The following is a 25,844-nucleotide window of genomic DNA, read 5'->3' on the forward strand; positions in this document are numbered from 1 at the left end:
CACTGGATTAATGGTCGTGAGCCTCGCCCGCCCCTTTCGGGAAGCGGATGCTCTCTACTATCTCCTGTACTTCCAGGGGAACCGTCGCCGTAAAACGGCTCACCACAAAGGCCACCACGAAGTTGATCACCATACCCACGCTGCCAATCCCTTCCGGCGAGATGCCAAACAGCCAGTTTTCCGGCACGTTGGCCGCCATCGGCGTGATGAAGATCCCTTTGAAGTAGATGATATAACCCACAGTGAACACCATACCCGCCAGCATGCCGGAAATGGCGCCCTCCTTGTTCATCTTCTTGTAGAAGATCCCCATTATGATGGCCGGGAAGAAGCTGGCCGCCGCCAATCCGAAGGCAAAGGCGACCACCTCCGCCACGAAGCCGGGTGGGTTGATGCCAAGATAGCCTGCCACCAGAATCGCCACTGCCGCCGCACCGCGAGCATAACGCAGCTCCATCTTGTCACTGATGTTGGGCATCAGGTTGCGCTTGAGCAAGTCGTGGGAAATAGACGTCGAGATCACCAGCAGCAGACCCGCCGCCGTAGAGAGCGCCGCAGCAATACCACCGGCGGCCACCAGGGCGATCACCCAGTTGGGCAAGTTGGCGATTTCGGGGTTGGCCAGCACTATGATGTCCCGGTCAACTTTCATCTCATTGCGATCATCATTTGAGTAGAACATGCGACCGTCGCCGTTCTTGTCATCGTGAGCGATAAGGCCTGTCTTCTCCCAGTTCTTTATCCACTGGGGAGCCTGGGCGTATTCGGTGCCCTTGCCATCGCTGCCATTGATGGTATCCACCATGTTGACCCGCGCAAAGCTGGCAACCGCAGGCGCCGTGGTATAGAGGAAGGAGATGAACAGCAATGCCCAACCGGCAGAGATGCGCGCATCACGCACTTTCGGCACTGTGAAGAAGCGCACTATCACATGGGGCAGACCCGCAGTCCCCACCATCAGGGCGCACGTGATGGCAATCACGTCAATTTTGGATTTCACCCCCTCTGTGTAGGCTGCAAAACCCAGATCCACCGAAATTTGATCCAGCTTGTCCAGCAGATAGACATTGGGCTCGCTAAGCAGGGTGGCACCAAACCCGGTCTGGGGCAGGACATGACCCGTCATCATGATGGAGACAAAAAAGGCGGGCACCATGTAGGCAAAGATCAGCACGCAGTACTGGGCAACCTGGGTGTAGGTGATCCCTTTCATACCGCCTAGCACCGCATAGAAGAACACCACCGCCATGCCGATAACGACCCCTGTGGTGATATCCACCTCGAGAAAACGGGAGAAGACCACCCCGACCCCGCGCATCTGGCCCGCCACATAGGTGAACGAAACCAGGATGGCACAGATGACGGCAACCGTACGCGCCATCTGGGAGTAGTAACGATCCCCGATAAAGTCGGGCACGGTAAATTTGCCAAACTTGCGCAGGTAGGGGGCCAGGCACAGTGCCAACAGCACATAGCCACCCGTCCAGCCCAACAGATAGACGGCGCCGTCATATCCCATAAAGGAGATAAGACCCGCCATGGAAATAAAAGAGGCGGCAGACATCCAGTCGGCCGCGGTGGCCATGCCGTTGGCGACTGGGTGTACCCCGCCCCCAGCCACGTAAAACTCCTTGGTTGACCCTGCCCGGGCCCAGATCGCGATGCCGATGTAAAGGGCAAAGGTCAGGCCAACGACTACATACGTCAGTGTTTGCAAATCCATATCAGACCTCACCCTTCATGCACATCGTATTTGCGATCCAGTTTGTTCATCTGGTGAACGTAAACAAAGATCAACAGGACAAACACATAGATGGCCCCTTGCTGGGCGAACCAGAACCCCAGCTTGAAACCAAAAAACTGGAACTGGTTGAGCCAGTCGGCAAAAATGATCCCCGCGCCATAAGAGACAGAGAACCAGACCACCAGCAATTTCAGCATCAGGGAAACATTCTCCCTCCAGTAGGCTTTTGCCTTCTCGTCGCTTTCGAATGCCATTTCCCAACTCCCTTTGTTAATGAAATGTTTCGCAATCAATCTAGCAGTACTTTTCTTCCACGAAATCACGACTTTAGTCTTAAACTGACGAAAAAGGCCCATTCGGAAACGAGTGAAAGCCGTGAACGCCCAGAGCGAGCTGCGCCATTTGACAGACCAACCGGGACACTTACTTTAATAACATCATCGTATGAGCTGAAACCGCCTGTAAGGCCCGCCAAGCCTGTGATTCCTCTGATTTTTCACAACGTGTCTTAGGGTCTATATTCCCCCATTTTCCCGTATTTTCCCTCTCGTTTTGCCCAAATTGCCCCAAGCCCCCCCCAGTTTACAGGCATAGAAAAGCCCGCTCAGTGGCGGGCCAATCCGGATCCTTCAGCGTTTTAACGCAGCGACTCCATCGCGAAGTCTTTCAAGAATACGCTCGAATCTTTCCTCCTCCTGGGGTGTTAGATCCAATATCTCGATAAATTCTTCTAGTTCACCTAGTGGCGATTCCATCTACTGTCTCCCTGTAGTGGCCAACTAAATCCGGACACTTGGTTAGGCCGAGTCTCGGCTTTTGCTGGCGGCATCCCGTCATTGTGTTGATGTGGACGCCGCCAGTTGTAGTAATCCATCAGTTAATAACTGATATCCCGCGTTGCTTCCCGCAGGCTCATGTATTCCGTTGCCGGAACCCACTCCGTTTTAAGACTTCTGAACAACCGCTCCATCGGGGCGTTATCCCAGCGGTTACCACGCCGACTCATACTCTGGGTCATGCGATAGCGCCACAGTCGTTGCCGAAATGCCCTGCTGCCATATTGGCTGCCCTGGTCGGAGTGAAACAACACACCAGATGGGCAACCCCGCTGCTGATAGGCCATCTCCAGTGCTTTGATTGCCAGCTCTGCATCAGGCTTGTCAGACATTGCCCAGCCCACGACTCGGCGAGTATGGAGGTCAAGAACCACAGCCAGGTAATGCCAACGAGTACCTGCCCAGACGTAGGTGATATCGCCACACCACACTTGATTGGGTTGCGGAACATCAAATTCGCGGGCCAGCAGATTCGGAATATCCGGTCGTTCAGACCGTGCAACCTTATAACGATGTGTGCCCGGCTGTTTGGATGCCAACCCGGCTTCCTTCATCAGGTCACGGACTTTGAATCGGCTAATCTGATACCCCAACTCCCGCATCATCGACATCAAGGCGCGGCTGCCTGCCGAGCACCTGCTCTCTTTGAACAACCGGCGCAACTCGCTGCGTTGCTGTATCCGCTCACGGTTAATCGTCCACCTGCGAGCCAGATAATCGTAAAAACAGGAGGTGGGAACATCGAAAGCGCAGCAGACCAGAGTAATGGGGGCTTGCTCCCTTAATCGGTCTATCAGCGCGTACGTGTGAACTCGTCCGCCATCAAGAGAGCAGTAGCCTTTTTTAGAATGTCTTTCTCACGTTCGAGCTGGTTGATACGGGCTTCCAGCTCCTGAATTTTCTGCTGCTCCGGAGTCAGCGCTTTGCTGATTGGGGTTGTGCCACTGCGTTCGGATTGCAGTTGCTGAACTCAGCGACGGAGCACGGTTTCACCGACAGCCAGTGAACGGCTTGCTTCGGGAACAGAATACCCCTGGTCAAGCACCAGGGATGCAGCTTCGAGTTTGAATTCGGCAGTAAATGAGCGACGTAATCTTGTCATTGAACACCTCAGGTCATGGTGGCGACTGTACCACCTAAAATGGTGTCCGGGATGATTAGACCACTACAGTAACCAACAAGGTCCTGCTGATTGCCAGCCACATCAAACCCTGGTGTGAGTGTGATAACGCCGAACGCCTAGATGGGAACAACGGCCTACTGCTATCCCCCACATCGACAAGCTGTTCGACGGCGGCTGGATTACCTTCATGACGCTGGCGACCTGCTGTATGCCGAGCACAGCATCGAGCAGGCTCTGCTGCAGTGGGGTATTGCCCTACCAAGTAATGTCGGCATCTTCAGCCCCAAGCAGGCTATTTCGACGGTTCCGGCTTACCCCCCTGTTCGATGAATCAAGCGTAAGTGCATAGCACATTGATTTCACATCAATTTTATTGTGTAGCGGAACATTCGCCACCACGCAATTGGCACATTTGTCAGTTTGTTTTTTTGAGTCAATTTACATAGGTTGATTCGGCGTAGTAATTACGTCGGCTTTCTGGCTGCACACACAGAACTTGTACTAGTCCTTATAATTTGGGAGAAATATTCAAAATGGTTGTTGAAAGTTCCGTACCCATTGAGTCTAAACCTATTAAGGCTGGACAGGTTCCATCTGTGACGCTGAAGCTGCTTACAGGCAGCGAAACTGAGGGCGGTCGCGCAGCTGGCATCTTTACTGCCGACGATCTAATCAAAATCTTGCTGTATGTCCGTTCTGCCAGGAAGCTACCGCAGAACCTCGCTGAGTTCACGAAAGAAATTGGCAGCGACAGCACAGGTATTCCTGGGCTTGAGCCTAAAGAAATCATTGATTTGTATCAAAAGATCACTGGCCATGCTAACCGCTGGACACCAGTCGAAAGTCTGGTGAAGGAGCAAGCCGCCAGCCTCAAAGTCGCATCGGATGACATCGTTAGAATTGGTGGCCAAGTCATCAAGACCATCAACCAGATGGATATCTTGGAGCAGCTGAAAACCATCAAAGACTCGACTGTAACAATCCCAATTTCTAGTGACAAGGACACTAAAATTCAAAAGGCGCTGCCAGAAGTCATCGAAAGGTTAAAGGAAACCTGCATCAAACAGCAGGAAAAGACGCTCAAGGTGCTTAGGGCAGTGCGTGACTACAAGACCGAGATATCTGGTGGCACTCTGTCAGACAACAAAACAGTGACGGGTCTTGAGCCAGCGATCGCAGACAAGAAAGAGCGGGCAAAGAAAGCCAATTTGGATGGTCAGATCAAAGAACTCCAAGACAGTATTGATGCCCTTCAAAAGGATATCGATCAACTGAAGAAAGACTACGACAAGTATGTCGGGCTTGCATTCACTGGTGCCGCAGGTGGAATTATTGGTCTCGCCATTACAGGCGGCATTTTTGGCGACAAGGCTGAGAAGGCTCGGAAAGAGAGGAACTCAAAAATCCAGGAAAAGGATAACAAGTCCACAGATCTCAAGCGGAAACAGCAGGTACAGGGAATACTCAATCAGTTTGCAACCCAATTTACAGATATTGGAATGCGTCTATTGGATGCTCAGCAGTCCCTAGAACACCTCGACTTCTTGTGGACCGACATCATCGTAAGAATTGATCAATCGGTTGATAAATGGAAGCAAGTCAAGGACAGCGATATGTTGCTGTCCTTTATTACTGACCTCGAAGGCATCGTCAAACCGTGGAGTGAAGTGGGCGACATGAGTACCGGGCTTGTGAACGTCTTTGACAAGGCTTATGAAGAGTTCAGAAAAACCTACGGCTCCTAGTGAAAGCTCGCCTCGATAAATTTACGAGCACAAGCCACGCTTTCCAAGCACTTTTCAAACATAGGATAAGGTCATCAGTACTATGCAGCTTTCCAATTCTAAAGCTATTATCCCGAACTTTGAGTCTGTGGCACAGTCTGTCACAACTATTAAGCGAAGCGTTCCTGCGACAAGCGATGGAGCATATTCCTACTTTATAGATCGTCTTAAGCTCGCTGCTACTGTGGCAGACAACCTTAATCAAGAGATCAGCAACGCTCTTACCTTGCTGCCAACCTCGTTGAACAGCATGAAAGCAGTCCAACCACTGCAACATAAAATTGGTGAGATTGACGAAGCCCAACGCACGGGCAAAATTCCTACTGAGCAGGCCAACACCGCACGGGCACAGTTGCAAGGCAAGCTGAGTAATGCAGTCTCATCCACCCTCACAGACTTTGACAATGCTGCGACAAAGCTTTCTGAGTCTGCCGATCGCCTCTCAACATTTGGAAAAGAAACCGAGGTGCGACTTAAGGATGCCATAGCCACCGAGACAGCAAACCATGAACGCCTAAAGCAGGACGTTGATCGTGAGTCTGCTCGTCTCAAAACCCTCAAAGAGCGCTACGATACCTTAGCTGCCGCTGTTGATGAAGCGCGGGGTGGGCCTACTGAAGACCTTGTTGGACTCTTGCCAGATGAAAAGGAGCTGTCGAGCCTTCTTGATGCTGGCCCGGAGGATGCCGCTGCTCCGGAGGTTGGAGCCGCGAAGAAGGCAATCGAGCTAGCCGTAAAGCAAATTAAGAAAATACTGGCGGTTGTTGACAAGACCATTAAGTTCGAGCAACTCACCCAAATGCGCGATGAAGTCTCCAAGGCGGCAACGAAGCAGGCCAGTGTGGTAGAGGCCTTTCAAGAAAGTCTGCGGGCGGAGAACGCGACACTAGCACTGCTAGACACTATTGGAACGGCGGGAACGTCCATGACAGCGCTTGCTACGGAAACTACTAAGCTGTCCACAGAATTCTTTAGTTTCGCGGCAACGCTTCGGGATTTACACAATCAAGCCGTCACGGCGGATACCTTAATGGAAATCATTAACGACATGGAGTTTTATTTGAAACAAGCTCGCGATGCTCGTAACAAAGTAATCCTCTCTTAAATGGTTGTTCCGAACACGATCGCTCATTGTATAAATGCGATCGCCGTAAGGTGCATTCTTCAATGTGTACAGATCTAGTTATCACCCGACACCGGCATCAGGCCGGTGTCTTACCCCCTACCCCCGCTTGAACTACCCAGCCCCACCTCAGGGGTGCTCCTAACCCACACAGCATTCCGAATATGACCCGGCTCCCCATCTCTGAAGAATCGGCGCCATATCAATAAAATCAATCAGATAAGTCTGAAACCTCACTGGGTTTTCTGACAGGTACGTAATGTTGCACTGGGTGGTATTGTCTCTCGGGAACAAGTCATTCCGTCAGCTTCAACCTGAGTAGACCTCTTGCCCCGCCCGTGGGGCTTTTTTTTAGCTATTCATCTGCAAAGTGACCGCCAATATCAGTACCATTAGGTTCGCGCCAACGATGCTCATCGTTATGAACCTTGGCACTATCATTCCGCCGCCCTCCAAGCTCACCGAGGGGTTAACCTGGATGACCACAGGCTGCCGAGCTGGCGGCAGAAGCCTCCTAAGGGCCTGCTCAGCTAGTTACGTCACCCCGCCAGTACAACCCTCCCCCTGGGCAAGAGAGTGTCTCCTTGCCCGCTTGATCGAGTTCTAGCCCCGACCCTCCCTCCAGAAACCTGACCAACCTCAAAAAACCACACGATTCTAGTTAGTTAACTAACAAAGTCCTCACCAATCCCTGCTTGGATGAGTATCATCTCCAGCTGGTTCCTATGTCTCACGCAGGGCCTACCGATGGCGGCACATTCAGCCACGAGACCACAGGTCAAAAGCAGCATCTGGGGGCTGTAACCTAGGGGCGGTAGCTAATGCGTTTGCCGACCCTAAACATAATCGGATATCTATGTAGCCCACATATACAGGATCTTTTTTTCGTGGCAGTTATCAGGGCTGAGCGGAGTTAGATGGAAGGCACTAGTAACGTGTTAGTACCACCTTCCATCTAATCACTGTTATGTCTCAATTCAATTAAAGGTGAAATTTTGACTTGCATCTCAAATTGTAAACTATGTGGTGACACAAACGTTGAACTATTAGGCTCTCATATTATTCCAGAGTTTTTATATAAAAACGTATATACAAGTAAGCATAAGTTCATGCCAATTGAAGCAAATGAAATTGGTGGTAAAATTCACCAAAAAGGTTTCCGAGAGAATTTGTTATGCCAAAAGTGTGAAACAAAGCTTTCATTGTGGGAACGAGAATTAAGCCTGTTTATACGCTTTTTGTCTGTCGAAGAAAGTAAAGTCATGTCATTAACTTACTTTGGGGATAATGCTCTAGTTAATGGTGTTAATTATGATCTAGTAAAAAAAGCGTTAATGTCCATTTTATGGCGTATGAGTATTTCAAAGTTACCATTCTTTTCTGATTACAACATTGAATCTTATGCAGATAAAATTCGCGATTGGTTAGATCAAGATTTATCCTTCAGCGTTCAGGATTTTCCTATTTTGGTTTCTAAAGGTTATATTTCAGGGAAGTTTCAAACAGGACTGCTGATGCCATTTTCACAAGGTTCTTATGGTAATAGCATTAAAATGGAATCAGTAGTTCTCGATGGTGTTATTTTTGATTTTCTATTGACTCATGGAAATAACATCCCAAGTGAAATTGAGCTATTTTGCTTGCATCCTGAAGGTAAAGTGATCATTAGAAATAAGGAATATTCTGAGTATGGGGTTGATTTGAGTTCATTCTCTAGCCGAGTAAAAGATAAAGATGTATTGGATTTCTTCTCAAAGCATGATTAGCGCTTAAAGACATAAAAAACTGTTCAAGATGGATTCGCAACGCGTGGCATTTCCACTATGCGTTGCGTTTAGTGTTTAAGCTGGTATGCGGCGGCTTCGGTATTGCGTTGCTCACCCCTTAACTGGGCGTTAGGTTTTTCGAGGAAATAAATTAATTGAGTAGTATCTGGACAGAGTATAAAGAGGTTTTTCCTGTAGTAACGTTTGCATTAGGCTACGTATTGAATGAAGTCATCGGGGCTGTAAAAAGTAGGGGGAACCTGCGAAAAATCAAAAAGGTTTTAGACTATGAAGTTAACAGAAACCTTGAAATGTTGGCTATGACATTAGAGAAAATGCCTCAAGAAGAAGCTGAGGAAATTCATTTATTTAATATGGCAAAGGTAATTGCTCGAACTTCTGAGTCCATGATGCTCAATGTTTTTGATACGCATATTTCTGACTTGTCGAAAATGAAAGATAATGAAATAGATCATTACTTCTCATTTTACTCTGCTGTTAGTACGTTGAAGTTGCATTCAAATGAGCTAATTAAATATGTACAGATCGAAAAAAGAAGTGAGGCTCAAAGTAAGCAAATGCTGGCTAGGGTTGTAGCTGTTACAACTTTGGCGAAGTCAATGCTTAAACGGAGAAGTGCAAAAAGTTAAGTACAAACCTAACAAACTGTTTAAGAGTGATTCGCAACGCGTGGCATTTTTACTATGCGTTGCGTTTAGTGTTTAAGGCTGCATTCGGCGGCATCGGTATTGCGTTGCTCACACCTTAACAGGGCGTTATATGCAAGGAGCATTCAATGAAGGGCCGTAGGTTGGGCTGAATTTATGAAGCCCAACTTGTATCGTGTGCTGTAACTCATATGTTGAGCTTCGCGGCATCAGCCAAAACCACCGAGCTTTATATACTTTGAAGGATAGTTATGTGTAATGCATCAAATCACCGCCCTGGCTGCCAATGTGGATGGGGAGGAGGTTATTCTGGCGGAGTTCTCTCTTCAAGCTTTCAAATTTATGCTGGAGTACCAAAAATCGTAGCTAGGTATGAAAGTTTTGTGAATCCAAACGCATCATGCCCTGTTTGTGGAGAAAATGTTTATTTCTATCAAAGTCCATTAGGAGGGAGAGTTTTTTTTGATAATCTAGGACCACCTTGGCCAAAACATGGCTGCACTAATAATACAAGCATACCTAAACAAATTGCACCTAGTCAAAAACCTAGTCAAAAAAATATTCATGGCAAAAAAATGGCTGGCACCCTTTACTCATATCACATATACATAATCGTGATAAACATCATTTATGCATTGAATGTGAGCATGAACAGAAAACAATCAATCTTTTTATTAAAAAAGACTCCGTGAGTCTCGGCGAGGAACCAGTCATATCAACAAGCACAATTGCCCATATAAAGAAAATTAATGACGATGAATATAAATTATCGTTTCTATTCGGATTAGGTGATAATAAAACCATTATTGCTTATCGGCGCCTTCCTTGGTAAGGAATGGTTTATTCTCCCATCATTCTATGATGATATCTTTCAATAAAAGAGCCATCTATTTAAATCGAGATCAGAGAGTCATATTTTGACATTCAATCTGTGTCCTTTTAATTATCCCCCAGACACCGGCCTCAGGCCGGTGCCTCTCCTCTACTCCTCCGGAACAACGCATCGAGGCTAGCAGCTACCCGTCTCCTAGTAGAGATCCGGACAATGCTTGCCCCGTTCCCGAGCCGGTAATCCCTTAAGCACGGGTTATACTGTGCATGCTGAAATAATTTTAACATCAATGATTATATTTAATCATCAAGGATGAAGTATATGTTGTCACCTCGAGAGGTTTTAATTGAAAAACTCAATGCTAGCGGCTACCAAGATATTGTACAGGCCGTCAATAAGGGGGACTCTAATTCACTCACAGCCGAGAGAAAAAAAGTCCTCATAGAGTATGCTAATCAAGTCAGACGCACCTTCGACTTGAATAGTAAAATGCTCGAACAGAGTCTTATAGAAGTGACTACCTCTGGCTGGGGTAATGAACCTGAGAGTACAACTCCTGGGGCTATACAACCCATAATGGCATTATCATCTAAACCTGATTGAAGTCCCCATCACTTCTATACTTTGATGACACCTCTCTGCAATTACCTGCTGCAGTTCCTTGGCCACTGCGCTCACAGGCACAGATCGATCCCGCATAAACACCCGCACCTCCGCTTCCATCTCACATACCCGTAGAGACACTTGGTGGCCAACTGGCGCAGCACGGGAGACAGGATTATTACGCACTGCACCTCCGCCGGCCTCGTAGCGTTATGCCGCTCTCCTTCCTCCAATGCTACGCCCCCACAAAATCTGTGATCCCCTCCTGATTCAGTGCTCATTATACTCAACAAACAGAACCATTTGAGGTACGATTCCCGCACGGTACCCAAGCTCCATGCAAGGCCAACCCATGACAAGGAACTGTCATCAGAACACAGGTCAAAAGCAGCAATCCGGGAGCTCGAACTCTTTCAAAGCTCCGACCGAGCCCCTACAAATCAATGCGCGCTAATCCAAGATAGATGAGCGAATAATAAAATAAAAGGAATGCTATGAGCATTTACAAATTTCGAAAGAACGCAAACATAGGAAATCTAGATGCTGAGACGGACTCATTACTATCTGAGTGTTTCTTTACATCTGAGATATATAACACCCTAATGAAGTTTGATGATGACAATGATTTTTCCAAGAGGATAATAATTGGTAGAACCGGTTCAGGTAAAACTGCCTTAATAAAACAAATGTCCAAAGATTCAAAAATAAAAAAGCATGATACAATAGAGGCAGAGTCTACTGTTTTTGAACATATAAAAAACAATGTTTTCATCTCCAACCTTATGGATAACAAAATTGATTTACGTGTTTTCTATAAATCTCTGTGGCAGCATGTGCTGCTGGTAAAGGTTATCGAGTTATTATATCCAAGTAGCACTTCATTTTTAGACAGCATTGCAAACTTTACCGTTTCGAATAAAAAAAGATATAATCTAGAATTAGCAAGGCAGTATATAGATAGCTATGGCGATTGCTTTTTTAATGAAAATATAGTTACCGAGATCACTGATAAAATGCAAGATGTATTGTCAGGGGAAATTAAAATAGGTCCGGCAAAAGTAAATGGCTCGACAACAAATGAATTAACAGAAAAGATTCAACGTGCCACAGCAAAATATGTCAGCAATGAATTACTTAGAAAGCAAAAAGAACTAATCAAATTAATTAAGGAAGAATCAATTAGTGACAAGCAAATCCGAATAATCATTAGCATAGATGACCTAGATAAATCTTGGCTTAGTTCCAGTGCAATAAGATATGACTTTATCAATGCTCTACTTGATGCATTCAAAGAGCTTATTGATATAAAGTCAGTTAAAATATTAATTTCCATTAGAACTGATATTATAATGGGCATTTATCAAAACAATCTTCGCCAAGAAGAAAAAGATCGCTCACTTATCATTCCGATAAGCTGGAATCAGAATGAGATCCGAAGCATTTTAGATTACAGGATTGACTACCTAATTCAAAACCAATATTCAGGTAAGGAAAAGGTTTTATTCTCAGACATATTTAACTTCAGTGTAAATGGCCAGCCTGTTGATGAATACATCATCAATAGGACTATGTTAAGACCCCGTGACGCCATTGACTTTGTCAATTATTGTCTAGCTGAGAGCGATGGTTCAACAGCACTTTCTGAAGACTTAATTATCGCTGCAGAAGAAAAGTTCTATCATTCAAGAAAACAAGCAATATGTAAAGAATGGGTAAGTTTATATCCACATATAGCTGACTATATTGACAGTATAGCACTATTAACGAGCTGTTGTTTCAAGATAGATGAACTCGGTGATGAGAGAGAGATAACTCTAAATCACATAATATCAAAATCTAATAGTTCAGATGATGATAGACATGACAGTATAGCATTAGACTTCAAATTACTTTTAAACGTTTGGTTCGTCATTGGGATTATTGGTATTAAAAAATCCAATACCCTTACTATTTATTCGTCATTTGACAAGCCGAAACTTGATATAACGGACTATAATAAACAGTTTCAGATTCATCCTCTTTTTTATCGATACAACTGACCATATATGGCTCTATCTAAGTGTACAGATCTAGTTATCACCTGACACCGGCCTCAGGCCGGTGTCCCCTTACCTCCCCTTCTGAACAGCACCTTGAGGCTCGCAACCCCCCGCTGCCCAACCTCTTGGTAGAACTCAGGGCTGTGCCGCTTCGTACCAGGTCCCTCAAGTTACGTTCCCATCACACTTACACCCTGTCGGGCTTTCTCAGCCAGCACCCTCTGCAACTCGGCAGCAACGACCTCTGCCGGCACGCTAGGGTCGCGAAGATAGACCCGCACCTCCGCCTCCATCTCACATACCCGTAGAGACACCTGGCGGCCAACTGGCGCTCTACGGGGGAAAGGATTATTCCGCAGAATGACGCCCCTCACCTCAGCCGGCCGCGGCGCATACTGCCGATCTACATCCTCTCCGAGCAGCAGCACCGCCTCGCGGATCTGCTGCGCATTGAACCCCTTGAGTAAACTTCCCCAGGCCAGCGCTACGCCGCGGGCATTGCCGTCCAGCTGGTTTGAACTGGCTGGCCAGAGCCCGGCCATCAGTGGCAGCAGCTCCTCGGCCAAGAATACCGACATGCGGGCGCTGACCTGCAGCGCGTCCCCTGGCGCGCTCAGAGCGGTTGTCTGGTTAGAGCGGAGTGCTGTCGTCATAGTCACCCCTCCCCGACTCTCTCAAAGCTTGTGCGGCCTGCTGGGCCGCCTGGATGTTGGCCAATGGCTTGCGCTGTGCAGCGGTTCGGAACGAGCTGGCTGCCCGGCGTATCCAGTTGCGCCAGGTCTTCTCCCAGTCCAGCTTGACGGCTTTGGCGCCGGGCAGAGCCTGCCAGTAATCGGCGAACGTTGCTGCCTCCATCAAGATCCGCTCCCTGGGGAGCCCTGTCTCCTGGATAGCCCACCTCCCCCACTCGCCAGGAAGCACCCAGTCGTTCGGCAAACGGGTACCTCGTCGCGGAGTTTCGCTTGCGGGGCGTTTTTCCCCCAGGGGGGATACAGGGGGGATCTTTGGATCAATGACTGGTTCTAAAGAGTGACTGATTCTATGTGCATCTCCTGCACCATCTAACGTGAGTACATAGACATTGGATCGCTTTCCTTTGGGGCCGACTCGGGACTCCTTTGTCAAAAGCCCCACTTCACACATTGCGTCGATATGATTGATCACGGAGCGCCGGGAGATCTCGCACTGATCTGCAATATGTTGGTATGACGGCCAGCACTCACCGGTATCGCTGGCGTTGTCCGCCAGCTTGATCAGCACCAACTTCCGCAATGGGTTCCCCACCTTGATGCTCATGGCCTTTGCCATCAGTAGCATGCTCATGCTGCCATCTCCTGCTCGGTGTACTCACAAGCGGGGCACTCAAATATGCTGTCGTCGATACCAGATTGCAGCTCAGCGACTGCAAACCAAGATCCGTAAAGACTTACCTAGCACATGTGGGGAACTTACTACACTGGGCTGCTAGGAATGAACTTATCGAGAGAAAGTTTGATGTACGTGTCAATGCAGCAAAGTTAAGTACAGGAAAGAGCGCAGACCCTTTTGAACACTGGGAGTTTCAAAAGCTGCGGGAAGTAACCTCCAACAAGCAATTCAAGAACATATTGTTGGTATTGGCCTACACCGGGATCCGCCCTGGCGAGTTACGTGCCCTCAGTTGGGAGGATGTCGATATGGAGAGACGGGAACTGCACATTCGGCGCAGCATCACACAACAGAAGATGCAGTTCAAACTGCCAAAGACGAATCGCACTCGGATTGTGCATCTGATGCCACCGGCGCTGGCCGCATTGCAGGAACAATTTAAGATAACTGGATCACTTTCAGACGCAAAGATTGACATGCACCTACCAGGTGGCATGATCGTGCGCCAAACATTGCGCCCAGTCTTCCGACCAACCAAAGTTGTGCCGGACAGACCGCCTTTTTACTCAGGTGTGTTCCTGGTTGCACCATGGCAAGCAGCAATCAAAAAGTCTGGGGTTCGATATCGCCGTGCCTACCAACTCAGGCATACCTTTGCCAGTTGGAACATTACTGCTCACGGAAATCTTGCGTTCATAGCTGAACAGATGGGCCACAACTCCACAAGGATGTTGCAAGAGGTCTATGGAAAATGGATCGAATCCGCCAGCCGCAGTGAGGCCGACTTGATCTGGGGTGCTATGCAAAAGAATGGGCATTTGCCCCAATAGCGCCCCCTGATTTTTAACCAATGCACTAACGCATTGATAATTAAGGAATTATTTAAAAAACTATGTTAAGCAGCAATAACATCACCATGCAATTCGGCGCCAAGCCGCTGTTTGAGAACATCAACGTCAAGTTTGGCGGCGGCAACCGCTATGGCCTCATTGGCGCCAACGGCTGTGGCAAGTCCACCTTTATGAAGATCCTCGGCGGCGACCTTGAGCCGAGCGGCGGTAATGTGAGCCTGGACGTCAACGAGCGGATCGGTAAGCTGCGCCAGGACCAGTTCGCCTATGAAGAGATGCGCGTGCTGGACGTGGTCATGATGGGTCACGGCGAGTTGTGGGCCGCCATCGCCGAACGCGATGCCATCTACGCCAACCTGGACGCCACCGACGACGACTACATGAAGGCCGCCGAGCTGGAAGGCATGGTTGCCGAGTACGATGGCTATACCGCTGAATCCCGTGCAGGCGAACTGCTGCTGGGTGCAGGTATCCCCATCGAACAGCACAATGGTCCCATGAGCGAAGTGGCTCCAGGCTGGAAACTGCGGGTGCTGCTGGCCCAGGCCCTCTTCTCCAACCCCGACATCCTGTTGCTGGACGAACCGACCAACAACCTGGATATCAATACCATCCGCTGGCTGGAGCAGGTGCTGAACGAACGTGAAAGCACCATGATCATCATCTCTCACGATCGTCACTTCCTGAACTCCGTCTGCACCCACATGGCGGATCTGGACTACGGCGAGCTGCGCGTCTACCCGGGCAACTACGACGAGTACATGACGGCGGCCACCCAGGCCCGCGAGCGTCTGCTCTCCGACAACGCCAAGAAGAAGGCCCAGATCGCCGATCTGCAATCCTTCGTCTCCCGTTTCAGCGCCAACGCCTCCAAATCCAGCCAGGCCACCTCTCGACTCAAGCAGATCGACAAGATCAAGATTGAGGAAGTGAAGGTGTCTAGCCGTCAGAACCCCTTCATCCGCTTCGAGCAGGAGAAGAAGCTCTACCGCAACATCCTGGAAATGGAAAACGTTGCCAAAGGCTATGGCGATGCGCCCCTGTTCAAGGATCTGGGCATGATGCTGGAAGTGGGCGAGAAGGTCGCCATTCTGGGTACCAACGGCATCGGTAAATCCACCCTGATCAAGACCCTCGTTGGCGATCTGACCCCGGACACCGGTACCATCAAATGGTCCGAGAATGCCCAGATCGGTTACTACGCTCAGGATCATGCCGAAGATTTCGACACCGACCTCAATGTGTTCGACTGGATGGCACAGTGGAAACAGGAGAATGAAGATGAGCAGGCGGTACGCTCCATTCTCGGTCGTCTGTTGTTCACCCAGGATGACATCAAGAAGCCAGTCAAGGTGCTCTCCGGTGGTGAACAGGGTCGCATGCTGTTCGGCAAGCTGATGATGCAACGCCCCAACATCCTCATCATGGATGAACCGACCAACCACCTGGACATGGAATCTATCGAATCCTTGAACATGGCGCTGGAAATGTATCAGGGCACCCTGATCTTCGTCTCCCACGACCGCGAGTTCGTCTCCTCATTGGCGACCCGCATCCTGGAACTGAGCGAGAACGGCATCCGTGACTTCGGTGGCACCTACGAGGAGTACCTGCGCACTCAGGGCGTGGTGTAACCCCTCGCCTGCCAGGGCGCTTGAATAGAAAAAACCGGCCACTTGGCCGGTTTAATGTGATGGTCAGCCTGACCCACAGCCCAGCAGGCTACGCTTGCTGGGCTGTTTCTTTTCTACTTCAGGAGAGCATCATGGCAACTATCGCACTCTTTGGACTCGACATCGGCAAGCACTCCTTTCATCTCGTCGGACAGGATGCCAACGGCAAACCCGTCTTCAAACGCCAGTTCACTCGTTCTAGCCTCATTCATTACCTCGCTCAGCACCCCGCTNCGCGGCTCACATCATGGATCGGGCATGATAGCCCACCAAGAATCCGGATAGATTAGAGCAAGCCTGCCCTGTCAGTACTCATCATCAATCTGGCCTTGCAAAGTTCAGGCTGACCATAGATTTTTATTGCCGCCGCGCTCTGGTCCGTCCCCTGCGGGCAACCAACACATATCCGCATTTCTACGCTGCGCATAACGTATCACGCAGGTCACGCAGGTCACGCAGGTCACGCAGGTCACGCAGGTCACGCAGCCAGCATAGCGACCTCAACCCCACTTCGCAGATAAAAAACGGCCCCATTACGGGGCCGTTTTCAATGGGTTGCAACCGGTCGGGTTTATTCGACTGTGGCTTCCACATCGGTGAAGTACTCGATCTTGGCGGCTTTGCGCAGCTCGTCAATCAGGGACTTGTAGCTCACCTGGGCCTTGCCCTGGCCAAGCTGGCCTTGCAGCAGGCTGACCATCTGGGACGGCTCTTTGGCTACTACCACCTTGTCCAGTGCGACCACCACGCGATCACCATTGGCTTCGGCGACCAGCTCGACACTCGGCTTGCCATCCTTCGGATGAGGCATGCGGAACACCTGGGCAACCAGGTTCTGATCCATGTCCTGAGCGAAACGGGCAACCCCTTTGTGGGTCTCCATCTTCAAGCCCAGCACAGTCAGATCGGCCTGGATGTTCTCACCGGCCTTCAGCTTGTCCAGCAGGCCCTGCGCCTTGCCACGAGCCACTTCACTGGCCTTGTCATGCTTGATGGCCGCGATCACCTGCTCCTTGATCTCCGCCAGCGGTTTGGCCGCTTTCGGTTGATAACCTGTGATGTGCAGGACCAGCGCCTTGCCATCAGCCAGTTCGATCACATCCGAGTTGGTGTTGTCATCGCGCAGCTGTTCGGAGAACGCCACCGAGAGTACCTTGGGATCATTGAGGGGTGCCGGTGCATCCGCCTGACTGAAGAAGTCCACGGACTGCACCTTGAGGCCCATGGTATCGGCGGTCAGATCCAGCGAGTCCGGGTTCTCGAAGCTGCTGTCAGCCATTTTCTGCTGCTCGGCAAAGAACAGCTCCTTGGCCTTGTCAGCCTGCAGACGTCGGATGGTTTCACCCATGACATCCACAAACGGTTTAGTCTGAGCCGCTTCAACACCCAGCAACTTGATGACGTGGAAACCGAACGGGCTCTTCACCAGGTTGGAGAGATCCCCTACCTTGTTCAGGGCAAAGGCGGCCTGCTCGAAGGCCGGATCCATCACCCCTTTCTCGAACCAGTCCAGTTCGCCGCCCTTCTTGGCAGAGAAAGTATCAGAGGAGTTGGCCTTGGCCAGCGCAGCAAAATCATCGCCGCCCTTGGCCTTGGTCAGGAGTTCGCCAGCCAGCTTCTCGGCCGCCTTCTCATCCTTGCCAAACGGGATCAGGATATGCGCTACATGACGACGCTCGGCACGCTGGAACAGGTCCTGGTGCTGATCGTAGTAATCCTTGGCATCCTGCTCGGTGACCTTGATATCTTTGCCGAGGTTGGCCGCATCCAGCAGCAGATAGTCGACCTTCACCTTCTCGTCGTTCATGAAACGCGCGCTGTTGGTCTTGTAGTACTGCTCCACTTCCTGATCGGAAACCTGGACATCGCCCAGATAAGCGGCGGCAGCAAGACGCACCAGACGCAGATCCCGGGTCTGGTTGTAGAGCTTGTCGAGTTGCTCCGCTTCACCCTTGAGCGCGAACTCGGTACCGAGCAGGGCGCCCATCAGCTGCTGACGCACCATGTCCTGGCGCAGTGAGTCACGGAACATCTCCGGTGTCATACCGGCACGACGAATGAGCTGCAGGTAGCGGTCATTGTTGAATTTGCCATCTTCGGCAAACTCCGGCATGGCGATGATGGTCTGTTTGATCTGCTCGTCACTGACCCGCAGACCCAGTTCACGGGCCTTGCTGTCGAACAGGGCCTGATCGATCAGCCTGTCCAGCACACCGCGGCGGAACTGCTTCATGTAATCAGGGTTGGCGGCTAACTGGCTGAAAGATTCCCCCATTTGGGATTCCATGCGGGCCCGCTCGTTGCGATAGGCATTTTCCAGCGCAGCGGAGCTGATGTCATTGCCGTTGACGGTAGCGGGGGCGGTACGTGCCGGGCCATTGAGGTAACTGCCTACACCGGCCAAGGCAAAGGAGAGGATGATCAGGCCCAAGATAACCTTGGCTACCTTGCCCTGCGCCCCTTCGCGTAGTTTATCCAACATCATGTTTGTACTTATGCTCCCGAACTCGATGGGCGTAAATAATGAAAAGGCGCACCGATTGCGATGCGCCTTGGTCAATCAGTATGAGGGAGAGCCCTCTCACTTGTCTGGTCTGTGACCAAGGACGGTGGCCGATGTAATATCAGCGCCCGGCTTAGTTGACAGCGTCTTTCAGGGCCTTGCCGGCTTTGAAAGCAGGAACTTTACCAGCTGCGATTTCGATGGTCGCGCCAGTTTGCGGGTTACGACCAGAACGGGCAGCACGCTCGCGCACGGCGAAAGTACCGAAACCCACCAGAGCAACCTGGTCACCCTCTTTCAGAGCTTCACCGACGGCGTCAATGAAAGCATCCAGCGCACGGCCAGCAGCGGCTTTGGAGATATCAGCACCGTCTGCAATCTTGTCAATCAGTTGAGATTTATTCACTCTTATATTCCCCTTTTATCGAACATCGCTGCGGCGCCGATTTCCCTGGCCACAACAAGTGGAGGTTTTATAGCAAGCCTCCTGATCAGTTGCAAGTGACAATCTGGCGCAAACCCGCGCCACATCACGCCTTGCGACTCATCATGAGTTCCCGATCGGTGGTCAAGGCTACTTCCGTTACCCGGCGCATGCAAGCCTTAACCACCCCCCGAATGCGCCAAATTTGCGGCGCATCAACATTTACACGACAGAAACGCGCTCAAACCCTTGCGGATTGTCCTGCAACGCCAGTTCCAGCACTTCATCAATCCAGCGAACCGGATAGATTTCAAGGTCTTGTTTGACGTTGTCCGGGATCTCTTCGAGGTCTCGTTCGTTCTCTTTCGGGATAAGCACACGCTTGATGCCACCACGATGAGCCGCCAGCAGCTTCTCTTTGAGACCGCCGATGGGCAGCACTTCGCCGCGCAAGGTGATTTCCCCCGTCATGGCCACATCAGCACGAACCGGATTACCGGTCAAGCTGGAGACCAGGGCGGTACACATGGCGATACCGGCACTCGGACCGTCTTTCGGGGTCGCCCCTTCCGGCACGTGCACATGGATATCGCGCTTCTCGTAGAAGTCGGCATTGATGCGCAGCTTGTCGGCTCGGGCCCGTACTACCGTCATGGCAGCCTGAATGGACTCTTGCATCACATCACCGAGTGAACCGGTGTAGGTGAGCTTGCCCTTGCCCGGCATGTTGGTGGTTTCGATGGTGAGCAGATCGCCGCCCACTTCGGTCCACGCCAAACCACAGACCTGACCAACCTGGTTCTGGTCGGTGGCCTTGCCGTAGTCGAAACGCTGTACCCCGAGAAACTCCTTGAGGTTGGCCTGATTGACCTGAACATGCTTGATGCTCTTGTCCAGCAGGATGCGTTTGACCGCCTTGCGACAAATCTTGGAGATCTCCCGCTCCAGATTCCGCACCCCCGCCTCGCGGGTGTAGTAGCGGATCACACCGACCAGGGCAGAATCTTCGATGGTGATCTCGGATTCTTTCAGGCCGTTGCGCTGGATCTGCTTGGAGACCAGATGCTGTTTGGCAATATTGAGCTTCTCATCTTCGGTATAACCGGAGAGGCGGATCACTTCCATCCGGTCCAGCAGCGGACCCGGGATGTTCATGGAGTTGGAGGTGGCCACGAACATGACGTCCGACAGGTCATAATCCACTTCCAGATAGTGATCGTTGAAGCTGTTGTTCTGCTCGGGATCCAGCACTTCCAGCAAGGCAGAAGCGGGATCGCCACGCATGTCCGAGCTCATCTTGTCGATTTCATCGAGCAGGAACAGCGGGTTCTTCACCCCCACCTTCGCCATCTTCTGGATGAGCTTGCCGGGCATGGAACCGATATAGGTTCGACGGTGACCGCGGATTTCCGCTTCGTCACGCACCCCACCCAGGGCCATGCGCACATACTTGCGACCTGTTGCCTTGGCGATGGACTGGCCCAGCGAGGTCTTGCCGACACCGGGAGGACCAACCAGACAGAGGATCGGACCTTTAAGCTTGTTCACCCGCGCCTGTACCGCCAGATACTCGAGGATGCGCTCCTTGACCTTCTCCAGACCAAAGTGATCCGAATCCAGCACCTCCTGCGCCTTGCCAAGGTCTTTCTTGACCTTGGAGCGCGCCTTCCAAGGCACCTGCACCATCCAGTCCACATAGCTGCGCACGACTGTGGCTTCGGCAGACATGGGAGACATCATCTTCAGCTTGGCGAGCTCGGCATGGGCCTTTTCACGGGCATCTTCCGGCATGCCTGCCTCTTCAATCTTGCGATTGAGGGCTTCAAATTCATCAGGGCTGTCTTCCAGCTCACCCAGCTCTTTCTGGATGGCCTTCATCTGCTCGTTGAGATAGTACTCCCGCTGGCTCTTCTCCATCTGCTTCTTGACCCGGGTACGGATGCGTTTCTCGACCTGCAGCAGGTCAATCTCCGACTCCATCATGGCCATCAGAAACTCGATGCGCTCGGACACAGAGGCGATTTCCAGCACCTTCTGCTTGTCTTCGAGCTTGAGCGGCATGTGCGCGGCCATGGTATCGGCCAGGCGAGCAGCATCATCGATCGCCGAAATCGAGGTCAATACCTCGGGCGGGATCTTCTTGTTGAGCTTGATATAGCCTTCAAACTGACCGATGGCGGAGCGCACCAGCACGTCCTGGTCCTTCTCCTCGATGGCGGTAGACGCGATGTACTGCGCCTCACCGACGAAGAAGTCCTTGTCATCGATTATCCGCTCAAGACGGGCACGCTGGCCCCCTTCCACCAGCACCTTGACGGTGCCATCCGGCAGCTTGAGCATCTGTAGAATATTGGCCACTGTCCCGACGGAGAAAATCTCCTCCACCGTCGGCTCATCGGTTGACGCATCCTTCTGGGCCACCAGCAGAACTTTTTTGTCCTGCTCCATGGCCGCTTCCAGACAGCGAATGGATTTTTCCCGCCCCACAAAGAGTGGAATGACCATGTGGGGGTAAACCACCACGTCACGAAGAGGCAGGACGGGAATCTCGATGCGTTCTGAACGCTCTAGGTTCATATATGTCCTCTCGGCTTGTTATACCGTTGGCAAAGCGCTTGGCTGAGTATATGGGGGCGCAGAGATGAGATTCAATCGCCGAATCGGTAAAAAGCATGAAAGGGGCAAAAAGCCCCTTTCATTTGATTAAAAATCAGACTGTTACTCTGATACAGCAGCCTGGGTCTCGGGATTTTCGTAGATCATCAAGGGCGCGGAGTCCCCTTTGATCACCGTCTCATCGATCACCACCTTGCTGACACCCTCCAGGGATGGCAGGTCATACATGGTATCGAGCAACACGGCTTCCACGATGGATCTCAGACCACGGGCACCGGTTTTCCGCTCCATCGCCTTGTGTGCAATGGCGTTCAAGGCGTCGTCACGGAACTCCAGCTCAACCCCTTCGAGATCGAACAAGGCGGCATATTGCTTGGTCAGCGCATTTTTCGGCTCTTTCAGGATCTGGATGAGGGCAGCCTCGTCCAGCTCGGTCAAGGTCGCGACCACAGGCAAACGGCCGATGAACTCGGGGATGAGACCATATTTGATCAGATCTTCCGGCTCCACCTTGGCAAAGTTCTCGCTCAAGGTCGCTCTGGCATTCTTGGATTTGACCTCAGCGCCAAAACCGATGCCTGTGCCCTTGACGGAACGCTGCTCGATCACCTTGTCCAGACCAGCAAAGGCGCCACCACAGATGAAGAGGATCTTGGAGGTATCGACCTGCAAGAACTCCTGCTGCGGATGCTTGCGACCACCTTGCGGCGGCACGGAAGCAATGGTGCCTTCGATCAGCTTGAGCAGGGCCTGCTGCACCCCTTCCCCGGACACGTCGCGGGTAATGGAGGGATTGTCTGACTTGCGGGAGATCTTGTCGATCTCGTCGATATAGACGATGCCACGCTGGGCCTTCTCTACGTCGTAGTCACACTTTTGCAACAGCTTCTGGATGATGTTCTCCACGTCTTCACCCACATAACCGGCTTCGGTCAGTGTGGTGGCGTCGGCCATGGTGAACGGCACATCCAGCAGACGAGCAAGTGTTTCGGCCAGCAGCGTCTTGCCGCTACCGGTCGGGCCAATCAACAGAATGTTGGACTTGCCCAGCTCCACACCACCGGCTTCGCTGCTGTTACGCAGACGCTTGTAGTGGTTGTAGACGGCCACGGCCAACACCTTCTTGGCATATTCCTGCCCGATCACATAGTCATCCAGGTGAGCACGGATTTCATGAGGGGTCGGCAGCTCGCTACCATCGCGCTTGGGAGAGATCTCGCGGATCTCTTCGCGGATGATGTCGTTGCACAGCTCGACACACTCATCACATATGTAGACGGAAGGGCCAGCGATCAGCTTGCGCACTTCATGCTGGCTTTTGCCGCAAAAAGAGCAGTAGAGCAGCTTATCACCCTCACCCTTGCGTTTTTCTGTCATTCAGCAACCTCGTTTTATCAATAGAGGATGGGTCGTCCCGTTGAGTTTACAACAGTCCGCGACACCCTGCTCAAGCATGCTAGTTCAGGACACAGTCACTCAGGCCATGTCCAGAACGATACCGGAGCTCAGCCGCGCTGGCTCAGGATACCGTCAACCAGGCCATAAGCCACGGCTTGATCGGCCGACATGAAGTTGTCACGGTCGGTATCACGCTCTATGGTGGCCATCTCCTGACCGGTATGGAAGGCCAGACGCTCGTTCAGGGTATTCTTGATTTTCAGGATCTCCTGGGCATGGATCTGAATGTCAGATGCCTGTCCCTGGAAACCGCCCAACGGCTGATGGATCATCACGCGGGCACTGGGCAGGCAGAAACGCTTGCCCTTGGCACCACCGGCCAGCAGGAAGGCACCCATGGAGCAGGCCTGCCCCATACAGACGGTACTCACATCCGGCTTGATGAACTGCATGGTGTCATAAATGGACATGCCGGCCGTGACGGCACCACCCGGGGAGTTGATGTAGATGCTGATGTCCTGATCCGGATTTTCGGACTCCAGAAACAGCAGCTGGGCTACAACCAGATTCGCCATATGATCTTCAACCTGACCAGTCAGGAAGATCACCCGCTCCTTCAACAGACGAGAATAAATGTCGTAGGAACGCTCCCCTTTTGCAGTCTGCTCTACCACCATGGGGATGAGCGCATTGCGTGGGGATTCAGTCACATCGTTATAGTTCTTGTACATAAGGCATTGTCCCTAAAATAAAATGGCCCGAGTGGAGATCACACGAGCCATTATACTTAACAGTCTTGACCTTAAGTCAAATGTTCTTAGGCAGCGGCACCGGACTTGTTGATCACTTCGTCAAAGGCAACTTCTTTCTCGGTCACTTGCGCTTTGGACAGGATCAGGTCGATGGCTTGATCTTCAACCGCCAGATTGCGCACGCCATTCAGCATTTGCTCATTCTTCTGGTAGTACTCGATCACTTCCTTCGGATCTTCGTAGGCAGTAGCCATGGACTCGATGATGCTGGTCACGCGGGCATCGTCAGCCTTGATCTCGTTGGTACGGATCACGTCGCCCAGCAGCAGACCTACACGGACGCGACGCTCTGCCTGAGCCTGGAACAGCTCAGCTGGCAGCTCAGGTGCGTTGCCGCCCTGGAAACCGCCAAAACGCTGCAGAGCCTGTTGACGCAGGGTATCGATCTCCTGAGCAACGGCAGCCTTCGGCAGATCGATCTGGTTGGCTTCAACCAGACCGTTCAGAACCTGCTCTTTCACGCTGTTTTTCAGGGCTTGAGCCAGTTCGCGCTCCATGTTCTTGCGCACTTCAGCTTTCAGCTCTTCAACGTTGCCGCTCTCGATACCGAAACGCTTGACGAACTCTTCAGTCAGCTCAGGCAGGATCTGCTCTTCAACCTTGATCAACTTGGAGGCGAACTTGGCCGCTTTGCCTTTCAGGTTTTCAGCGTGGTAGTCAGCCGGGAAAGTCACTTCGATAGTGAACTCTTCGCCCGCTTTCTTGCCCATGATGGCGTCTTCGAAGCCAGGGATCATACGACCGGCACCCAGTACCAGGTTGAAGCCTTCGGCTTTGCCGCCGTCGAACTCTTCACCGTCGATGGAACCGATGAAGTCCATGGTCACACGCATGCCATCGGCAGCGGCGGCATCGACATCAGCCCAGGTGGCGTGCTGCTTGCGCAGGGTGTCGATCATGTTGGCCAGATCTTCATCCTTGACGGTCGCAACCGGCTTCTCGACCTTGATGGTCTCCAGGCCAGCCACTTCAAACTCGGGATAAACTTCAAAGGTCGCGGTGAATTCGAAATCCTGACCTTCCTGGATCTCTTTCGGATCCATGGTCGGGGCACCGGCCGGGCTCAGTTTGTTTTCGATGATGGCCTTGATGAAGTTGTTCTGCATCATTTCATCAGCAACACGAGCGTGAGCCATGGCGCCGAACATCTTCTTGATGATGGCAACCGGGGCCTTGCCAGGACGGAAACCGTCGATACGACGGGTTTTGGCCAGGCCGTTCAATTCTTTACGCACGGCAGCGTCAACGGTAGCAGCCGGTACAGTGATGGTAAGACGGCGTTCCAGACCCTGGGTTGTCTCTACAGAAACTTGCATTCTTTTACCTCGTTCAACTCAGCACTGTGTGCTGACCCTTATTGCCCCTGGGCAAAGCCCGGAGTCTTCCTGTTTATAAAGACAACGACTGTCTTTGTGATGAGAAAATATGACGCGACATTATAGCGGCGCACTTTGGTCGAGTCGAGCCACACATCCCCCAACGGGGGTGGCGATAGCACAATTCGCGCAAAACTGACCCTTATATGGGGAACTCCCGAGCAGACTTCAAGCGCACAACACGCAAGAATTTGCACTTGCTCACCTTTTTTCGCGCAAAGGCCTACTTTTTCACCTCATTTTCTGCCAAAAAGCCAGCCTGTTCAGGGGTTGCGACCCAAATTGTCCACCCTGTCACATCAACC

Annotated in this window: 19 protein-coding genes and 2 pseudogenes; 10 read left to right on the top strand and 11 right to left on the bottom strand. The window is 51.4% G+C overall.

The window, feature by feature from the left end; genetic code table 11:
- Positions 1 to 7 precede the first annotated feature (7 nt).
- The 3 genes and pseudogenes from AACX78_RS13550 to AACX78_RS13560 all read right to left on the bottom strand — a co-directional run bounded on the left by AACX78_RS13550 (position 8) and on the right by AACX78_RS13560 (position 3,682).
- Positions 8 to 1,723 (bottom strand): sodium:solute symporter family protein, encoded by a 1,716-nt coding sequence (locus tag AACX78_RS13550; RefSeq protein WP_159166510.1) that lies wholly within the window; start codon positions 1,721 to 1,723, stop codon positions 8 to 10.
- 8 nt (positions 1,724 to 1,731) lie between these two features.
- A complete protein-coding gene (locus tag AACX78_RS13555) occupies positions 1,732 to 1,998 on the bottom strand; it encodes a DUF4212 domain-containing protein (protein ID WP_021140227.1) in 267 nt (88 codons plus the stop codon).
- 485 nt (positions 1,999 to 2,483) lie between these two features.
- A pseudogene (locus AACX78_RS13560) lies at positions 2,484 to 3,682 on the bottom strand (IS3 family transposase).
- Between the two features lie 617 nt (positions 3,683 to 4,299).
- On the opposite strand from AACX78_RS13560, the gene AACX78_RS13565 reads away from it, so the two are divergent.
- The 7 genes from AACX78_RS13565 (at position 4,300) to AACX78_RS13595 (ending at position 12,518) form a co-directional block, all read left to right on the top strand.
- Entirely contained in the window at positions 4,300 to 5,448 is a 1,149-nt protein-coding gene (locus tag AACX78_RS13565; RefSeq protein WP_159166511.1) for an alpha-xenorhabdolysin family binary toxin subunit A, read from the top strand.
- 82 nt (positions 5,449 to 5,530) lie between these two features.
- Positions 5,531 to 6,592, top strand: coding sequence for an alpha-xenorhabdolysin family binary toxin subunit B (locus AACX78_RS13570; RefSeq protein WP_159166512.1), 1,062 nt, complete (start codon positions 5,531 to 5,533; stop codon positions 6,590 to 6,592).
- A gap of 1,127 nt (positions 6,593 to 7,719) precedes the next feature.
- Positions 7,720 to 8,376: a hypothetical protein gene (locus AACX78_RS13575; protein WP_159166513.1), complete on the top strand. Its 657-nt coding sequence runs from the start codon at positions 7,720 to 7,722 to the stop codon at positions 8,374 to 8,376.
- 155 nt (positions 8,377 to 8,531) lie between these two features.
- Positions 8,532 to 9,026, top strand: coding sequence for a hypothetical protein (locus tag AACX78_RS13580; RefSeq protein WP_159166514.1), 495 nt, complete (start codon positions 8,532 to 8,534; stop codon positions 9,024 to 9,026).
- Between the two features lie 269 nt (positions 9,027 to 9,295).
- Positions 9,296 to 9,736, top strand: coding sequence for a hypothetical protein (locus AACX78_RS13585; protein WP_159166516.1), 441 nt, complete (start codon positions 9,296 to 9,298; stop codon positions 9,734 to 9,736).
- 461 nt (positions 9,737 to 10,197) lie between these two features.
- Complete coding sequence (locus AACX78_RS13590; protein ID WP_159166517.1) at positions 10,198 to 10,479, top strand: hypothetical protein; 282 nt, start codon at positions 10,198 to 10,200, stop codon at positions 10,477 to 10,479.
- Between the two features lie 494 nt (positions 10,480 to 10,973).
- Positions 10,974 to 12,518, top strand: a complete 1,545-nt coding sequence (locus AACX78_RS13595; protein WP_159166518.1) for a P-loop ATPase, Sll1717 family — start codon at positions 10,974 to 10,976, stop codon at positions 12,516 to 12,518.
- 170 nt (positions 12,519 to 12,688) lie between these two features.
- Here AACX78_RS13595 and AACX78_RS13600 read toward each other — a convergent pair whose 3' ends face one another.
- On the bottom strand, positions 12,689 to 13,096 hold the full coding sequence (locus AACX78_RS13600) for a hypothetical protein (protein ID WP_236556332.1): 408 nt from the start codon (positions 13,094 to 13,096) through the stop codon (positions 12,689 to 12,691).
- A gap of 52 nt (positions 13,097 to 13,148) precedes the next feature.
- Positions 13,149 to 13,841, bottom strand: a complete 693-nt coding sequence (locus AACX78_RS13605) for a helix-turn-helix domain-containing protein (RefSeq protein ID WP_159166520.1) — start codon at positions 13,839 to 13,841, stop codon at positions 13,149 to 13,151.
- Between the two features lie 116 nt (positions 13,842 to 13,957).
- On the opposite strand from AACX78_RS13605, the gene AACX78_RS13610 reads away from it, so the two are divergent.
- The 3 genes and pseudogenes from AACX78_RS13610 to AACX78_RS13620 all read left to right on the top strand — a co-directional run.
- Complete coding sequence (locus tag AACX78_RS13610; protein ID WP_236556333.1) at positions 13,958 to 14,716, top strand: site-specific integrase; 759 nt, start codon at positions 13,958 to 13,960, stop codon at positions 14,714 to 14,716.
- A 62-nt stretch (positions 14,717 to 14,778) separates the two neighbouring features.
- A complete protein-coding gene (locus AACX78_RS13615) occupies positions 14,779 to 16,371 on the top strand; it encodes an ABC-F family ATPase (protein WP_111587757.1) in 1,593 nt (530 codons plus the stop codon).
- A gap of 131 nt (positions 16,372 to 16,502) precedes the next feature.
- Positions 16,503 to 16,652 (top strand): annotated as a pseudogene (locus tag AACX78_RS13620) (IS110 family transposase); the annotation flags it as partial.
- Between the two features lie 329 nt (positions 16,653 to 16,981).
- Here the strand turns inward: AACX78_RS13620 and ppiD are convergent.
- The 6 genes from ppiD to tig form a co-directional block, all read right to left on the bottom strand.
- Positions 16,982 to 18,895, bottom strand: a complete 1,914-nt coding sequence (gene ppiD, locus AACX78_RS13625; RefSeq protein WP_201302856.1) for a peptidylprolyl isomerase — start codon at positions 18,893 to 18,895, stop codon at positions 16,982 to 16,984.
- Between the two features lie 151 nt (positions 18,896 to 19,046).
- Complete coding sequence (gene hupB / locus AACX78_RS13630) at positions 19,047 to 19,319, bottom strand: nucleoid-associated protein HU-beta (protein ID WP_005315375.1); 273 nt, start codon at positions 19,317 to 19,319, stop codon at positions 19,047 to 19,049.
- 240 nt (positions 19,320 to 19,559) lie between these two features.
- Entirely contained in the window at positions 19,560 to 21,914 is a 2,355-nt protein-coding gene (lon, locus tag AACX78_RS13635) for an endopeptidase La (protein WP_021140372.1), read from the bottom strand.
- Positions 21,915 to 22,055: 141 nt separating this feature from the next.
- Positions 22,056 to 23,330 (bottom strand): ATP-dependent protease ATP-binding subunit ClpX, encoded by a 1,275-nt coding sequence (gene clpX, locus AACX78_RS13640; protein WP_159166522.1) that lies wholly within the window; start codon positions 23,328 to 23,330, stop codon positions 22,056 to 22,058.
- A 128-nt stretch (positions 23,331 to 23,458) separates the two neighbouring features.
- Entirely contained in the window at positions 23,459 to 24,082 is a 624-nt protein-coding gene (gene clpP, locus AACX78_RS13645; RefSeq protein ID WP_005315368.1) for an ATP-dependent Clp endopeptidase proteolytic subunit ClpP, read from the bottom strand.
- Between the two features lie 86 nt (positions 24,083 to 24,168).
- Positions 24,169 to 25,479 carry a trigger factor gene (tig, locus tag AACX78_RS13650; RefSeq protein ID WP_159166523.1) on the bottom strand — a complete coding sequence of 437 codons (1,311 nt, stop codon included), beginning with the start codon at positions 25,477 to 25,479 and terminating at the stop codon, positions 24,169 to 24,171.
- Between the last annotated feature and the right edge of the window lie 365 nt (positions 25,480 to 25,844).

This window comes from Aeromonas sp. 9A (genome assembly GCF_963900955.1).
Lineage (GTDB): Bacteria > Pseudomonadota > Gammaproteobacteria > Enterobacterales > Aeromonadaceae > Aeromonas > Aeromonas salmonicida.